Here is a 15,798-nt window from a genome sequence, read left to right as displayed (position 1 = left end):
GGGCGTCGCCCCGATGGGCTGGCTGCGGCTGGCCGTGGCGACCCGCGTCCACCTGCCCGCGGGTTCGGGCGAGGCGGCGACCGAGCTGGTCCGCGAAGCCGTGGCGAGCACCGAACGGCACGGTCTCCCGGCGGTCACCGCGCGGCTGTGGTTGGAGCTGGCGCAGCTGGAGGAGCGGTTCGGCCGGGCCGAGGAGGCCATCGCGTGCCTGTACCGCTCGCGGGCGGCCGAACAGCTGCACGCACGGGCCCGGCGGCAGGCGTGCAGCGTGCTGGCCGGCGAGTTCGGGACCGGCGAGCCGGCTTCGGTGGATCTTGACGAGGTGCTGAAGGCGGTGCCTTCGCGGCCGGTTCCGGTGGCCGAGCCGTCGGCTCCGGCGCCTGCCTGGTCGTTCGGGTCTTCCGGGTCGTCTGAGGCTTCTGGGCGTGAGGAGAAGGCGCCCGCGTGGTCGTTCGAACGGCCCCGGGTGACGGCGGACGCGGCCGAGACGATGGTGATGCCGGCGATCCGTGACGAGCCCGCGTCGGCCAGCCCGGAGCCGGTTGTGGTGGAGCGGCGGCCGGAGCCGGCGGCGTCCCGTGTCGAGCCGATCGAGGTGCGGTCGGCGGAGTCGCGGCCTGTGGTGCGCGTGGTCCCCAAGCGGGGGCGTGAGACGGCGGAGGTTCGGACGGCGGGGGAGCGCGAGCCCGAGTTCCAGCCGGCGCGGCGCGAGCGGGCCGAGGCGCGCGTCGAGCGTGTCGAGGTTCGGCCCGAGCCTGTCGAAGTGCGGGCGGAGCCGGTCCCTGTCGAAGCACGGGTCGAGCCGGTGCAGGTGCGGCGCGAGCGGGCCGAGGTGCAGTCCGAGCCGGTGCGGGGGGCGGAGTCGGTCGGGGGTGTGCGTCGGTCGGAGTCGCCGCGTGTTGAGCGTGGGCGTGAGGCGGAGGTGCGGCCGGAGCCGGTCGAGGTGCGGCGCGAGCGGGCCGAGGTGCAGTCCGAGCCGGTGCGGGGAGCGGCGTCGGCTGAGGGTGCGCGATGGTCGGAGTCCTCGCGTGTTGAGCGTGGGCGTGAGGTCGAGGTGCGGCCGGAGCCGGTCGAGGCGCAGTCCGAATCGGTGCGGGGAGCGGCGTCGGTTGAGGGTGGGCATCGGTCGGAGTCCTCGCGGGTCGAGCGTGGGCATGAGGCGGAGGTGCGGCCGGAGCCGGTCGAGAGTGAGCGGGCGGGGCGTCGGTCCGAGTCCGTGCAGACCGGAAGTGGCCATGAAGCGGAGCGCCGCCGCGAGGCCGAGCCCGCGACGGGCGGGAAGCCGAAGTTCTCCTGGGCGGCGCTGGCCGAAGCCCGGCTGAAGGAGACCGCTGCCGAGCGGGAGTCGGCGCCGACGCGCGTCACGCCCGCGTTGCCGCTTGCTCCGGAGCCTGCTGCCGAGAGGGAGCCCGAGCCGCGGTCGCGCCGGGAGCCGCAGCCGTCGACGCGGCACGACTCCGAACACGGGTCCGTCGCCGCGCGGTCGGTGCTGGACCGCCTGGGCATTTCTTCGTCCGGGGGTGCCGGGGGCCGTCGCCGTGCGGAGGACGCCGACGGCGCCCGCGCCGACGAACGTCCCGAGCCGCAACTCGCGCCGCCGCCGCGTCCGGAGGACCAGCCGCCGTCCGCGCCGGACTACCGGGACGAAGCCGAGCCCTGGCTGCCGCGGCTGCGGATGCCCCCGTCGCTGGAGCCGATGGAGGACTTCGGCCACTGGACCCCGGCGACGGCGCCGTTCCCGGAGAGCTACGCCCGCGCCATCGCGGAGGACGAGCCACCCCCGGACGCCGGCCTCGCCGACCTCCTCGCCCGGGCGTTGGCCGAACACCAGGCGGGCACCGCGAGCGCGGCCGCGCTGGTGAAGCAGCTGGGCTCCGAGGACACGGGCCGCAGAAACGGCCACGGCCGCAACGGCCACGGTGCCGAGGTCTCGGACTCCCGCCGCCACGGCTCGGGGGACTAGCCGCCCCCGCCGCTGCGGTTCGGGCGACTGGCTGCTTCCGCGGCTGCGGTTCGGGGGACTGGTTGCTCCCGCCACAGCGTGCTCGGGCGGCTGACCTTGCCCGGCCGCCGCAGCTCGGGCGCCTGATCCCGCCTGGCCGCCTCCGCGCCGCGGCAGCGATGTCATGAATGACTCATTCATGTCGTCAGATGTCATGAATGAGTCATTCATGACATCCGGCAAGCAGCGGGAGCGTTCCGCCGATCCCCGTCCGGGGCGCCGAGACGTCCCGTTCCGTCGCCGACCTGCCCCACCCCCACCACCACGGCAACCGGCTCCGCCAAGCGTCGCCGACCGGCCGACAACGTTCGCCGAGCGGTGCCGCACCCCGGCAGCTGAACCGATCACGTTCGACGCCGACCCGCAGACCACCCTCCAGCATGGCTGGTCAGCGCCGCGCGAGCCCCTTGGACACAACCCGTCGGTAGCTTTACCGATACCGCGAATCCGCTGGCCCGAAAGGGTTTTTCCGCTCGGACCAACCTCCGGGTCTTCGTGTGGCACCGCGGCCCGGCGCATTAGTGTGGGGTGGGTCCGGCTCAACGACGAGCCGGCGCGGTGCCACCTCACGCAAACTGGAGAGTTGTCTCAAATGAGCTCGACCGGAGTCTCGTCCCCATCCGGAACCGGCGCGGAAACCGAACCCGAGTTCGGCCAGCGCGCCCCGGCCAGCCCGGAGCAGATCAGGGACGACCTGATCGACGCCGCCGCGGGGCTGGCGCCGGAGATCGGTGAGCTCATCCGGCTGTACTACCGGCACATCCCGGCCGAGGAGATCGTCGGCGACGAGGCCGTGAACCTCGTCGGCGCGGTGCGCTCGCACCTGCAGCTGGCGAAGCACCGGATGCCCGGCCGCCCGGCCGTGCGGCTGCTGAACCCGACCGTCGCCGAGGACGGGTGGGCTCGCGAAGCGACCGTCGTGCAGGTCGTCACCGACGACATGCCGTACCTGGTCGACTCGATCGCCGCCGAGTTCGCGCGCGACGGGGTGCAGGTTCAGCGGATCGTCCACCCGATCGTCGTCGTCACCCGCGATCTGACCGGTGAGCTGCAGGAAGTCCACCCCGACGCGGACCCGGGCGAGCCGCCCGCGAACTCGGCCGCCGAGTCGTGGATGTACATCGAGATCGACTTCGTCACCGACCGCAACCGCGCGCGCGAGCTCGACAACCGGCTCTCCAGCGTGCTGGGCGACGTCCGCGAGGTCGTCGAGGACGCCGAGAAGATGGCCCAGACGGCCTGCGACCTGGCGAGTGAGCTGGAGACCGACCCGCCGAAGCTGCCCCAGGCCGAGGTCGCCGAGGGCGCGCGGCTGCTGCGCTGGCTGGCCGACGGCCACTTCACCTTCCTCGGCTACCGCCGCTACGAGCTGGTCGACAACCCGCACCCCGAATCGGACGACCCCGCCCTGCGCGCGGTCCTGGCGTCCGGTCTCGGCGTGCTGCGCCAGGACAGCCTCGCCGCCCGCGGCCTCACCGCCGGCCCGGACACCGCCGCCACCGCGCTCGCGCCGACATTGCTGGTGCTGACCCAGGCGAGCGCGCCCTCGACCGTGCACCGGCCGGTCTACCCCTACTACGTCGGCGTGAAGACCTTCGACGCCGACGGCACCGTCACCGGCGAGCACCGCTTCCTCGGCATGTTCACCACCACGGCGCTGCACGAGAACGTTCTCGACATCCCGGTGGTGTGCAAGCGGGTCCGCGAGGTCATCCACCGCGCCGGCTTCCCGATGGAGTCCTTCTCCGGCCAGCGGATGCTCGAAGTTCTCCAGAACTGGCCGCGCGCCGACCTGTTCTCCGCCGACACCGACTCCCTCTACGCGACGACGACCGGCGCGATCACGCTGTCGGACCGCCGACGGCTGCGGCTGTTCCTGCGCCGCGACCCGTACGGCCGCTTCTACTCCTGCCTCGTCTACCTCCCGCAGGACCGCTACACCACGCGGTCGCGGCTGGCCATGCAGGAAGTCCTGCTCGAAGAGCTCGAAGGCACCCAGCTCGAGTACAGCGCCCGGATCGGGGAAACCGTGCTGGCGCAGGTGCACTTCATGGTCCACACCGATCCCGCGCGCCGCCTGGAGCCGGACACGCAGCGGATCCAGGAGCGGCTCAACGCCGCGGTCCGCAGCTGGGACGACCGGATGGTCGAGGCGGTGCTCGACGAGCGCCGCGAGCGGTCTGACGGCGGGGTCGCGGTCGGGATCGTCGGCGAGGAGTCGGCGACCGAGCAGGGCCAGCGCTACGCGGGCGTCTTCCCCGAGGGCTACAAGGAGGACTTCACCGCCGAAGAGGCGCTGGGCGACCTCCGCGCCCTCGACTCGCTGACCGACGAGGGCGACCTCGCACTGTCGTTCTACCTGCCGGCGGACGCCGAGCCCGGCGAGCGGCGCTTCAAGCTCTACCTGCGCGGCGAGGGCGTGACGCTGTCCAAGGTGCTGCCGGTGCTGCAGGCGATGGGCGTCGAGGTCGTCGACGAGCGGCCGTACGAGCTGCACCGCGAGGACGGCGGCGCGTGCTGGATCTACGACTTCGGCCTGCGCATCGATCAGAAGGTGATCGCCAAGAGCGACGCCGGGGCGATCACCGAGCTGCGCGACCGCTTCCAGGACGCCTTCGAGGCCGCGTGGCGGGGCGACGCCGAGGTCGACGGCCTCAACGGGCTCGTCCTGCGGGCCGGGCTCACCTGGCGCCAGGTGGCCGTGCTGCGCGCGTACTCGCGGTACCTGCGCCAGGCCGGCAGCGCGTTCTCCCAGGACTACATCCAGAACACGCTGCTGAACCACACCCAGGTCGCCACGAAGCTGCTGCGGCTGTTCGAGGCCCGCTTCGACCCGAAGCTGGGCGAGACCGACCGCGAATCGGCCACCGAAGCGCTGGCGAGCGAGCTCGGCTCGATGATCGACGAGGTCACCAGCCTCGACGAGGACCGGATCCTGCGCCGCCTGATGGCGGTCATCCGGGCCACCCTGCGGACGAACTACCACGTCACCGATGCCGCCGGGAAGCCGCGGCCGTACCTGGCGATCAAGCTCGACCCGGCCGGCGTGCCCGAGCTGCCCGAGCCGCGGCCGAAGTTCGAGATCTTCGTGTACTCGCCGCGCGTCGAGGGCGTGCACCTGCGCTTCGGCGAGGTCGCGCGCGGCGGCCTGCGCTGGTCGGACCGGCGGGAGGACTTCCGCACCGAGATCCTCGGCCTGGTCAAGGCGCAGGCGGTGAAGAACGCGGTGATCGTGCCGGTCGGCGCGAAGGGCGGCTTCGTCGTGAAGATGCCGCCTGCCGTCACCGGCGACGCGAGCATCGACCGCGACGCCCAGCTCAACGAGGGCATCGCCTGCTACCGCATGTTCATCTCCGGCCTGCTCGACCTGACCGACAACCGGATCGAGGGCAAGACCGTGCCCGCGCCGGGCGTCGTCCGGCACGACGCCGACGACTCCTACCTGGTGGTCGCGGCCGACAAGGGCACCGCGAAGTTCTCCGACATCGCGAACGAGGTCTCTGCGCAGTACGGCTTCTGGCTGGGTGACGCGTTCGCCTCGGGCGGCTCGGTCGGCTACGACCACAAGGCCATGGGCATCACGGCGAAGGGTGCCTGGGAGAGCGTCAAGCGGCACTTCCGCGAGCTGGGCAAGGACACCCAGACCGAGGACTTCACCGTCGTCGGCATCGGCGACATGATGGGCGACGTCTTCGGCAACGGCATGTTGCTGTCCGAGCACATCCGCCTGGTCGCGGCGTTCAACCACATGCACGTCTTCCTCGACCCGGACCCGGACGCCGCCGCGACGTTCGCCGAGCGGCGCCGGCTGTTCGACCTCCCGCGCAGCTCGTGGGACGACTACGACCGCTCGCTGATCAGCGAGGGGGGCGGGATCTACCCGCGCACGGCGAAGTCGATCCCGATCAGCCCGCAGGTCCGCACGGCCCTCGGCCTCGACGAGGGCGTCACTGCGCTGGCGCCGATGGACCTGATCCAGGCGATCCTGCTGGCGCCGGTGGAGCTGCTGTGGAACGGCGGCATCGGCACCTACGTCAAGGCCGAGACCGAAAGCCACGCCGCGGCCGGCGACAAGGCCAACGACGCCATCCGCGTCGACGGCAAGCAGCTGCGCGTCAAGGTGTTCGGCGAAGGCGGCAACCTGGGCCTCACCCAGCTCGGCCGGATCGAGTTCGCGCGCAACGGCGGCAAGATCAACACCGACGCGCTGGACAACTCGGCCGGCGTCGACTGCTCGGACCACGAGGTCAACATCAAGATCCTGCTCGACCACCTGGTGCAGACCGGGAAGCTCGAGGAGGCCCAGCGCAACGAGCTGCTGGCGGAGATGACCGACGAGGTCGGCGCGCTGGTGCTGGCGGACAACTACCGGCAGAACGCCGTCCTGGGCGTCAGCCGGGCGCACGCCGCGCCGATGCTTTCGGTGCACCAGCGGCAGGTCCAGGCGCTGGTGGCCGCGGGCGCGTTCGACCGGAAACTCGAGGCGCTGCCGAGCAACTCGGAGTTCCGCGAGCTGGAGAAGGCGGGCAAGGGCCTGACGTCGCCGGAGCTGGCGACGCTGCTGGCCCACGTCAAGCTGGAGCTGAAGGGCGAGCTGCTGGCCAGCGACCTGCCCGACTCGAAGGTGTTCGCGGCCCGGCTGCCCGAGTACTTCCCGGAGCCGCTGCGCGAGCGGTTCCCGGACGCCATCGGCGAACACCCGCTGAAGCGCCAGATCATCACCACGCTGGTCGCCAACGAGGTGGTCGACGGCGGCGGCATCTCCTTCGTCTACCGGCTGATGGAGGAGATGAACGCGACCGCGACCGACGCGGTGCGCGCGTACGCCGTGGTGACGCAGGTGTTCGACCTGCCGTCGCTGTGGGCGGAGATCGACGCGCTGGACAACGTCGTGCACACCGACGTCGCCGACGCGATGGTGCTGGAGACGCGGCGGCTGCTCGACCGGGCCGCGCGCTGGTTCCTCACCAACCGGCCGCAGCCGCTGGCGCTGCTGTCGGAGATCAAGCGCTTCGGCCGCGTGCTCGGCGACCTGGTCCCGAAGATCGGCGACCTGCTGCGCGGCCGCGAGGCCGAGTCGGTGCAGAAGCACGTCGACGAGCTGATCGCCGCGAAGGTGCCCGAGGGGCTGGCCCGCCGCGTGTCGCTGCTGCTGCACACCTACGGCCTGCTCGACGTCACCGAGGTGGCCGAGCTCGCCGAGCAGCAGATCGGCGTGGACGCCACGCACAGCCCGGCCGAGACGGCGGAGCTGTACTACGCGCTTTCGGACCACTTGGACATCGACAAGATGCTCACCGAGATCAGCGCGCTGGAACGCGGCAACCGCTGGCACGCCCTCGCCCGGCTCTCGCTGCGCGACGACGTCTACGGCTCGCTGCGGGCGATCACGCTGGACGCGTTGCGGCACAGCGATCCCGGCTCGTCCGGGGACGCCAAGATCGCCCAGTGGGAGAAGACGAACTCCTCGCGCCTGCAGCGCGCGCGGGTCGCGCTGGAGGAGATCCACAACTCCGGCCGGCTCGACCTCGCGACGCTTTCGGTGGCGGCCCGGCAGATCCGGAGCACGGTGCGGTGACCTACGTTTCGCACGTCCGCCCGCGCTGGACGGACATGGACGTCTACGGCCACATCAACCACGCGAAGATGGTGACGCTGCTCGAAGAGGCGCGGATCCCGCTGCTGTTCGAGGGTGCCGTCGAGGCGGGGCTCGACCAGCTGCCGAAGGGCATCGTCGTGGTCAAGCTGGAGGTGGCCTACAAGGCGCCGATCGTGGTCTCCGGTCAGCAGCTGCGCGTCGACATCGACCTGACGGAACTCCGGGCGGCCAGCTTCACGCTGGCCTACCGCGTGCACACCGGGCCGGCCGGAACCGACCCGGTGGCGGTCACCGCGGAGACGGTGCTGGCGCCGTACGACACGGTCGCGCTGCGGCCGCGTAGGCTCAGCCCGCCCGAGTCGGAGTTTCTGAAGCAGGGGTTCGCGGATGCCTGAGTTGTTCGTGCCGGACGCGGCGGACCGGGAGACCCTCGGCGCCTTCGTCGCCCGCGCGGTCCGGCTGGACGGTCAGACGGCCGTCCGGCTGCGGCAGCGCGGCGACGGCGTGGTCGAGGCCTGGACGGCGACGCCGTTCGAGTGCTTCGCGACGCGCGCGGTGGCCGGGGACGTCACCCCCGGCGACGTCACGGTGTCCGGCAACGAGCTGCTCGCCGCGCTGACCGTGGCCGGCGGCCCGCGGATGGACCCGGGCCCGGCCCGTGACCTGCTGTGGCACGGCGAACTGCCGCCGTCCGGCCGCTGGCCGCTGGTCGACGAGCTGCCGGCGCGGGTCGTCGCGGAGCTGGCCGACCGGGGCGTGACCCTGGCCAGGGACAACGCCGGTCCGCACGGCAACCCGCCGGCGTCGCTGATGGACCAGGCCGTGCTGACCGTGTCCGGCGAAGCGACCGAGGTCAAGGTCCAGATGCGCTGCCTGTTCGCGATGTCGGGCATGGGTTTCGTGGACTCGGACCTGACCGAGGACGTCGTCCGCGTGTCGGCGACGGACTCGTGGCTGCGGCTGGACGCGCGCTACGGCGCGATCGTCCGGCGCCGCCACGCGCTGCTGCCGCTGCTGTTCTGACGGATTCCTTACGACTGCCACCGTCCGGGCCGGGCGGTGGCAGTCTGGAGTCATGAAGCCGGACGACGACCCGACCGCGGACTTCCTCGACGCCGTGCGCGCCGAGGAGACGCCGTGGCGGCAGGACCGTCCGGTGGGCGAGCTGGCGCCGGAGCGCGCCGAAAGACCTGAGAGGTGGGGCCGCACGCGTGCGGCGGGCCGGGCGGCCGCCCAGGCGGCGCCCTACCTCCAGGCCGCCGCGCTGGTGGCGTGGCTGGCCAGTGGCGCCTTCGACGACGGTTCGGGCGACCAGAGCGGCTAGCGGTCAGCCCCGCTCGTACCGGGTCATGCTCACCCCGCCGGGCAACGTCCGCGTCTCCACCAGGTTCAGCTTCACCCAGCTGTCGAGCGCGGTGAAGAACGGCGCGCCGCCGCCCAGGATTACGGGGTGCGTGACGATCTCGTACTCGTCGACCAGCCCGGCCCGCATGGCCGCCGCGGCCAGCGTCGGACCGCCGACCCGCATCGGCCCGCCGTCGCCCGCCTTGAGCCGGGTGATCTCGGCGATCGCGTCGCCGGTCGCGACGCGGGTGTTCCAGCGGGTCTCGTCGACCTTCGTCGAGGTGAACAGCACTTTGGGCGTGTCCCGCCAGTTCCGCGCGAACGCGATCTCCGCCGGCGTGGCGCCCGGCAGCTCGTCGGCGGTCGGCCAGTGGGAACCCATCGTTTCCCACAGCTTTCGCCCGTACAGGAAGAGGTCGATCGCCTGCTCCCGCTCGAGCCACCACTCGAACAGCTCATCACTCGGCTCGCTCCAGCCGAGGTCGCCGTCGGGCGCGGTGATGTAGCCGTCCAGGCTCAGGTTCATCCCGTAGACCAGTTTCCGCACGGCAGCTCCCTCAGATCAGCCAGGCGGCCGAATCCGCCGGCAGCTTCCCGTCCACCAGCGGGCTGCTCGACAGCAGCACCTCACCCGGCGGCAACGCTATCGGGCTCGCGGACGTGTTGAGCGCGCACACCAGCCCGCCGCCGCGGCGCCGGAACGCGAAGCAGCCCGCGGGCGCGCCGTACCACTCCAGCTCGTCGCCGCCGAACGCCGGATGGGTCTTCCGCAGCTCGATCGCCTGGCGGTACAGGGAAAGCGTCGAGTCCTCGTCCTCGATCTGCTTCTCCACCGTCAGCCCGGCCCACTCCACCGGCATCGGCAGCCACGTGCGCGGGTTGCGCGAGAACCCGAACGGCGGGAGGTCGCCCTCCCACGGCAGCGGCACGCGCGAGACGTCGCGGCCGAACTCGGCGCCGCTCGTCTTCGCGCGCGGGTCGGCCATGTCGGCCGGGGCCAGCTCGACGTTCGCCAGGCCCAGCTCCTCGCCGTTGTACAGGTAGACCGTGCCGGGCAGAGCCAGCTCGACCAGCGCCATCGCCCGCGCGCGCCGGACCCCGGCCTCGCCGCCGCCGTAGCGGCTGACCTGGCGCCAGACGTCGTGGTTGCCCAGCGTCCAGGTCGCGGGGGCGCCGACCTTCGCCGGGACGGTCAGGGAGCGCTCGATGGCCGTGCGCATCGCGTCGGCGTCGAAGTGGGTCAGCACCAGCCGGAAGTTGAACGCCAGGTGCAGCTCGTCGGGCCGCAGGTAACGGGAGAGGCGCTCCTCGTCGGTCACCCAGATCTCGCCGACCGCCATCGCGTCCGGGAACTCGTCGAGCACCTTGCGGATCATCTGGTGGATCTCGTGGACGCCGTCGTTGTCCCAGCGCGGGTCGTAGTAGTGGCTGGGCCCGAGCGCGTCGGCGCGCGGGTCCATGTCCGGCAGGCCGGGCGGCTTCGCCATGCCGTGCGCGACGTCGACGCGGAAGCCGTCGACGCCGCGTTCGAGCCAGAACCGCAGCGTGCGCTCGAGGTCGGCGGCGACCTCCGGGTTGGCCCAGTTCAGGTCCGGCTGCTGCGGCGCGAACAGGTGCAGGTACCACTGGCCGTCCGGCACCCGCGTCCAGGCCGGGCCGCCGAACGCGCTGACCCAGTTGTTCGGCGGGTCCTCGCCGGTCGGCCCGACGCCGTCGCGGAAGATGTACCGGTCGCGCTCGGGGCTGCCCGGTTTCGCCGCCATCGCGGACTTGAACCAGGCGTGCTGGTTGCTGGTGTGGTTGGGGACCACGTCCACGGTGACCTTGATGCCGCGCTTGTGCGCCTCGGTCAGCAGGACGTCGAAGTCGCCGAGGGTGCCGAACATCGGGTCGACGTCCCGCGGGTCGGCGATGTCGTAGCCGTGGTCGGCCATCGGGGAGCGGTAGAACGGCGTCAGCCACAGCGCGTCCACGCCCAGCAGCTCAAGGTAACCGAGCCTGGAGTGGATGCCCTCCAGGTCTCCGACGCCGTCACCGTCCGAATCGGCGAACGAACGCACGTAGACCTGGTAGAAGACGGCATCTCGCCACCAGGCGCCGGCTCTCATACGAAGCTGTTCATCATGCTGTGCGCGGCCATCTCCAGGTACGCCCAGAGCTGACCGCGGTACGGCTCTTCCAGGTTCTCCTCGTCGACGGCGATCCGGATGCAGCGCAGCCAGGCGTCGCGCTCGATCGGCCCGATCTTGAACGGCGCGTGCCGCATCCGCAGCCGCGGGTGCCCGCGCCGGTCGGAGTAGGTGTGCGGGCCGCCCCAGTACTGCATGAGGAACAGCCGGAAGCGCTCCTCGGCCGGGCCGAGGTCCTCCTCGGGGTAGAGCGGGCGGAGGATCTCGTCGCGCGCGACCTCTTCGTAGAAGCGCCCGACGATGCGGCGGAACGTCGGTTCGCCGCCGACCGCTTCGTAGAGGTTCGCCGGTTCGCTCACTGCAGACACGCCTTCCATTTTGCCCTCCTGGGTGCGGGTTCCCGACGCCCGGTCCCGCTCCTTCCGGATGGTCGCGAACCCGCTTCCCAGCGTAACGGCGCTACTTTTCGATGGCCGGGGTCACACTCGGGAACAGCCGGCCGAGCGGCGGGTCGAACCCGGCTTCTTCCAGGGCCGAGAGCAGCTGCGCGCGGAGGGCGCGCTGGACGGCCCACTGCTTGCCCGGGCGCACCTTCACGGTCAGGCGCAGCTGGAGGCCCTCCGGTGTGACGCTTTCCACACCCAGCATCTCCGGCGGCTCGAGGACGTTGTCCTTCAGCGCGTCGCTCGTGGTGACCGTGGCGGCCGCCTCGGCGAGCACGGTGGTCGCGCGTTCGACGTCGGCGGTGTAGCCGAGGGGGACGTCGACGACCGCGACCGCGAAGCCCTGGCTGGAGTTGCCGACGCGCAGCACTTCACCGTTGCGGACGTACCAGACGGTGCCCTTGAGGTCGCGCAGCGTGGTGATCCGGAGGCCGACCGCCTCGACGGTGCCGGTCGCCTCACCGATGTCGACGACGTCGCCGACGCCGTACTGGTCCTCGACCATCATGAAGATGCCGGACAGGAAGTCCTTGACGAGGTTCTGCGCGCCGAACCCGATCGCGACGCCGATGATGCCCGCGGAGGCGATGATCGGGCCGAGGTCGAGGCCGAGTTCGCCCAGCACGAGGATGAACGCGAGGCCGTAGACCAGGAACGTGGCCATCGACTTGAGCACCGAGCCGATGGTCTGGGCGCGCTGCCGCCGCCGTTCGATGACCGCCGAGCCGAGCACTTCGGGGGCGCGCTCGCGCAGCGGCCGGAGCAGGGCCGGGATCTTGCCGCCGGAGCGCGGGAACGTCGTGACCCGGTTGATCAGGCGTCTGATCAGCAGGCGGATCACGAACGCGATCACCAGGATCATCAGGATCTTCAGCGGCTTCGTGAGCAGCCAGTTCGCCGAGCCGGCCAGCCACGCGTTGCCGGTGGCCTCGTACACCTGGAAGCAGAAAGTGCCGGGGTCGGTCGCGCACGCCGGCTTCGCGACGGTGAGCAAGGGGGACACGGAGTTCGATCATCCTTCCGATCAGGTCGGTCTGCCCAACTTCAAGTGGATGTCGGGTCGCGCGGATGTGACACGTCTTGTAACACACGTGCGCTGGGGGGCTGTTCTGTGGTCGACTATGCCTACGCCTCTGGAGGTGGTCGAGTGCCAGACCGACAACCCAGCCCCCGCGGCGTCTCCGGCCAAGCCACGGCCGACGAGACGCCAGAGGTGGTCCTGCGCGCCTATCCGGGGGGTTCCGCATCCGGCGGAGCCGTCCCGGCCGGGCCGGGGAACCGCCCAGGGGGAGTTACCCGCCCGCCCGGACAGCGTAGTAGAGGCCGGGACCCGTCCGTTCCGGCCTGGGGCCGGCGCCGGGTTCTCCTGCTCAACGCCACTTTCGAGCCGCTGACCGCGCTCCCGCTGCGGCGGGCCGTGGTGCTGGTGATGTGCGGCAAGGCCGAGGTGGTGCACGGTGACCCCGGCGGCATCGAGCTGCATTCGGCGAAGGTGTCGCTGCCGGTGCCCTCGGTGATCCGGCTCAGCACGTACGTGCGGGTGCCCTACCGGGCGCAGGTGCCGCTCACCCGCGCCGGGCTGATGCACCGCGACCGGTACCGCTGCGCGTACTGCGGAGGGCGGGCCGAAACGATCGACCACGTCCAGCCGCGCAGCCGGGGCGGCCCCCACAGCTGGACGAACTGCGTCGCCTGCTGCGCCAAGTGCAACCACCGCAAAGCGGACCGGCTGCTCTCGGAGATCGGCTGGCGGCTGCGCGTCGTCCCGCGGGCGCCCCACGGCCCGCACTGGCGGCTGCTCGCCCACTCCAAAGAGGCCGACCCGCTCTGGCAGCCCTATCTGGGCTCGGCTGCCTGAAACATGCCGGCGCCCCGGCTGCCGTGTGGCGGCCGGGGCGAGCCGGGGTGCTTGCGCGTGTTCAGGTAGTGCGTGCGTCCCTGGAGGTACGGGTCAGGCGGCGAGTGCGTAGTCGCTCTGGCAGGTGACGCGCGTGCCCATGGTGACGCGCGTGCCGCGGGTGACTCGCGTGCCCCGCGTGACGCGGGTGCCGCAGGTGACTCGCGTGCCGGCCGTCACACGAGTGCCCATCGTGACGCGCGTGCCCCGCGTGACCCGGGTACCGCGCGTGACCCGCGTGCCCGCCGTCACCCGGGTGCCCATGGTGACGCGGGTTCCGGCCGTCACGCGTGTACCGCGAGTGACGCGTGTACCCCGGGTAACCCTTGTGCCCGCCGTCACACGTGTTCCGGGCACGAATTCGATGTCGCTGGGTGACGAGAAGGTCTCGGTGATCGCCTGTGCGGGGGTCTGGACGCTGTTCATGGCAAGGCCTCCTGGGACCGGTGCGTTACCTGCTGGGGCTGGGGAGCGGGGCGCAAGGCCCGTACAGGTGAAAAAGCTACGAGGATTTCAAGGCCGCGACAAGACGACAGCGGCGGGTGCGGCCGCCTGTACGTTGAGTTGCAACCTTTCGGCCCGACGGTCTTCGCCCCAACGTTCCAGTGGCCGCGAGCCAAGCGGCGGACGGCACCCGGCTTACGACGAACGGTCGAGTGCGGCGCGCGCGGTGGGCGCGGAGGTCATCCGATACCCTCAGCGGCGTGAACGTTGTCGAGACGATCGTGGTCTTCGCCGTGATCCCGCTGGCCATCTACGGTCTCGCCGGGCTCCTGACGCTCCGGCGCAGGTCCGGCGGCGCCCCGCGGTACCGGTCCGGCCAGGCTTGGGAGTACCCGGCCATGTGGTGGAGCGCCAACCCCGACGGGGTCGGCGAGGGGCACCGGCACGCCGGCGCCGAAAGCAAGGCGCCTTCGGGCGCCGCGACCGCGGCGGGAGGCGCTCGTGGCAACTGGTGAGCTGACCAAGCGCGTCGACGAGTCCGAGCTGGCGTACGGCGAGGCCCTGACGTCGAGCGGCCGCGTGTCGGCCGCGAAGATGTACGAGCCGGCCGCGCCGACGGGCCCGTTCGACACCCGCCAGCTGGCCCGCCTGGACGAGGCGCTGACGTTCGCGAGCCGGGAGACCGGCCTCGACTTCAGCCTGTACCTCGGCGAACTGGGCGAGGACAGCCGCGCGTCCGCGGAGAAGCTGCACTCGACGACGACGGACCCGGCGAACGCGGTCCTGATCGCGGTCTCCCCGGGCGAGCGCAAGATCGAGATCGTCACGGGCAAGACGGCGTACACCCGCCTCCCGGACCGCGGCGCCAAGCTGGCGGTGGCGAGCATGGTGGCGTCCTTCAAGGAGGGCGACCTCGTTCGCGGGCTGGTCAACGGCTTGGTGAACGCGCTGCGGATGCTGTCCGACCAGGCTGGGCCCGCGCCCCGCTGATTTCGCGCAAGAGCCCCGCACCTCGGTGAGGTGCGGGGCTCTTTTACGTCCGGGGCCGGTTGTCCACATCGTCGCGGTGATGTGGACAACCGGACCGCCACTCGCGCTGTTGCGGGTGTTTCGTCGGGCGCCGCCGATACGCTGGACAAGGGCACGCCCCGTTACCTTTTTCGTAGTTCCTGATCAAGGAACTGTGGTCACCAGGCCCGGCATGACTAACGCCCCCAGTCGAACCCATGATCCGGGGGGTGGTGTCACCGGGTCTGGTGGCATCGAGGGACCGCTGATAGGGACACGGCCACCAACTGGTAGGTCTCGTCGTAACGTGGGTGCCGGCCATCGATGCCCTCCCGGTGACCACGTCGCGGCGAACGAACGGCATGGTGGATGAGCAGCAGTTTCGGGGTCTTTCTCGGCCTGGACGTCGGCAAGGACGCCCATCACGCGGTCGGTCTCGACCCACAGGGAAAGCGGCTGCATGACGCCCCGCTGCCCAACACCGAACCCAAGCTGCGAGCCCTGTTCGACAAGCTCGCCCGGCACGGAACGCTGCTGGTCGTGGTCGACCAGCCGGCCACCATCGGTGCGCTGCCGGTCGCAGTCGCCCGCGCCGCCGGACACCAGGTCGCCTACCTGCCCGGCCTGGCGATGCGCCGCATCGCCGACCTCTACCCCGGCCGCGCCAAAACCGATGCCCGCGACGCGTTCATCATCGCCGACGCCGCCCGTTCCCTGCCCCACACCCTGCGCCCGGTCGACGTCGGCGACGAGGCGCTGGCCGAGCTGGACGTGCTGGTCGGGTTCGACGACGACCTCGCCGGTGAGGCCACCCGGATCAGCAATCGCATCCGCGGGCTGCTCACCGGCATCCACCCCGCCCTCGAACGCGCCATCGGGCCGAAGATCACCCATCCCGCGGTGCTGGAAATCCTCTCGCGTTGCGGCGGTCC

Annotated in this window: 14 protein-coding genes; 9 read left to right on the top strand and 5 right to left on the bottom strand. The window is 71.6% G+C overall.

The features are described from left to right. From G3I65_RS16895 to G3I65_RS16875, 5 genes are all read left to right on the top strand, one after another. Positions 1 to 1,963, top strand: a 1,963-nt coding sequence (locus tag G3I65_RS16895; protein WP_160696970.1) for a hypothetical protein, incomplete at its 5' end; no start/stop codon positions are given. A 631-nt stretch (positions 1,964 to 2,594) separates the two neighbouring features. Then, complete coding sequence (locus G3I65_RS16890; protein ID WP_160696969.1) at positions 2,595 to 7,580, top strand: NAD-glutamate dehydrogenase; 4,986 nt, start codon at positions 2,595 to 2,597, stop codon at positions 7,578 to 7,580. After that, entirely contained in the window at positions 7,577 to 7,996 is a 420-nt protein-coding gene (locus tag G3I65_RS16885; RefSeq protein ID WP_160696968.1) for a thioesterase family protein, read from the top strand. The genes G3I65_RS16890 and G3I65_RS16885 overlap by 4 nt, the downstream gene beginning before the upstream one ends. Continuing rightward, on the top strand, positions 7,989 to 8,624 hold the full coding sequence (locus tag G3I65_RS16880) for a hypothetical protein (protein WP_160696967.1): 636 nt from the start codon (positions 7,989 to 7,991) through the stop codon (positions 8,622 to 8,624). The genes G3I65_RS16885 and G3I65_RS16880 overlap by 8 nt, the downstream gene beginning before the upstream one ends. Before the next feature lie 52 nt (positions 8,625 to 8,676). Continuing rightward, on the top strand, positions 8,677 to 8,925 hold the full coding sequence (locus G3I65_RS16875; protein WP_160696966.1) for a hypothetical protein: 249 nt from the start codon (positions 8,677 to 8,679) through the stop codon (positions 8,923 to 8,925). Between the two features lie 3 nt (positions 8,926 to 8,928). On the opposite strand, the gene G3I65_RS16870 is transcribed toward G3I65_RS16875, so the two are convergent. The 4 genes from G3I65_RS16870 to G3I65_RS16855 form a co-directional block, all read right to left on the bottom strand. Next, positions 8,929 to 9,492, bottom strand: coding sequence for a dihydrofolate reductase family protein (locus G3I65_RS16870; RefSeq protein WP_160696965.1), 564 nt, complete (start codon positions 9,490 to 9,492; stop codon positions 8,929 to 8,931). A 10-nt stretch (positions 9,493 to 9,502) separates the two neighbouring features. Next, a complete protein-coding gene (locus tag G3I65_RS16865; RefSeq protein ID WP_160696964.1) occupies positions 9,503 to 11,053 on the bottom strand; it encodes a glycoside hydrolase family 13 protein in 1,551 nt (516 codons plus the stop codon). Then, positions 11,050 to 11,451: a globin gene (locus G3I65_RS16860; protein ID WP_166640197.1), complete on the bottom strand. Its 402-nt coding sequence runs from the start codon at positions 11,449 to 11,451 to the stop codon at positions 11,050 to 11,052. Before G3I65_RS16860 ends, G3I65_RS16865 begins: the two co-directional genes overlap by 4 nt. Positions 11,452 to 11,533: 82 nt before the next feature. Then, entirely contained in the window at positions 11,534 to 12,520 is a 987-nt protein-coding gene (locus tag G3I65_RS16855) for a mechanosensitive ion channel family protein (RefSeq protein ID WP_163046703.1), read from the bottom strand. Between the two features lie 363 nt (positions 12,521 to 12,883). On the opposite strand from G3I65_RS16855, the gene G3I65_RS16850 reads away from it, so the two are divergent. After that, positions 12,884 to 13,375, top strand: a complete 492-nt coding sequence (locus G3I65_RS16850) for an HNH endonuclease (protein WP_086862944.1) — start codon at positions 12,884 to 12,886, stop codon at positions 13,373 to 13,375. Between the two features lie 93 nt (positions 13,376 to 13,468). Here G3I65_RS16850 and G3I65_RS16845 read toward each other — a convergent pair whose 3' ends face one another. Continuing rightward, positions 13,469 to 13,840 (bottom strand): hypothetical protein, encoded by a 372-nt coding sequence (locus tag G3I65_RS16845; protein ID WP_160696963.1) that lies wholly within the window; start codon positions 13,838 to 13,840, stop codon positions 13,469 to 13,471. Positions 13,841 to 14,118: 278 nt separating this feature from the next. Between G3I65_RS16845 and G3I65_RS16840 the strand changes: the two genes are divergently transcribed. The 3 genes from G3I65_RS16840 to G3I65_RS16830 form a co-directional block, all read left to right on the top strand. Next, on the top strand, positions 14,119 to 14,373 hold the full coding sequence (locus tag G3I65_RS16840) for a hypothetical protein (RefSeq protein WP_160696962.1): 255 nt from the start codon (positions 14,119 to 14,121) through the stop codon (positions 14,371 to 14,373). Continuing rightward, positions 14,360 to 14,848 carry a DUF5130 family protein gene (locus tag G3I65_RS16835; RefSeq protein WP_160696961.1) on the top strand — a complete coding sequence of 163 codons (489 nt, stop codon included), beginning with the start codon at positions 14,360 to 14,362 and terminating at the stop codon, positions 14,846 to 14,848. The genes G3I65_RS16840 and G3I65_RS16835 overlap by 14 nt, the downstream gene beginning before the upstream one ends. A gap of 387 nt (positions 14,849 to 15,235) precedes the next feature. Beyond that, a partial coding sequence (locus G3I65_RS16830; protein ID WP_160696960.1) for a transposase occupies positions 15,236 to 15,798 on the top strand: 563 nt, incomplete at its 3' end.

The sequence above is a fragment of the Amycolatopsis sp. SID8362 genome (assembly GCF_010550475.1).
GTDB classification, from domain to species: domain Bacteria; phylum Actinomycetota; class Actinomycetes; order Mycobacteriales; family Pseudonocardiaceae; genus Amycolatopsis; species Amycolatopsis eburnea.
Note: the sequence above shows the minus strand (reverse complement) of the source record. Positions and strands in the feature narration are given on the sequence as shown.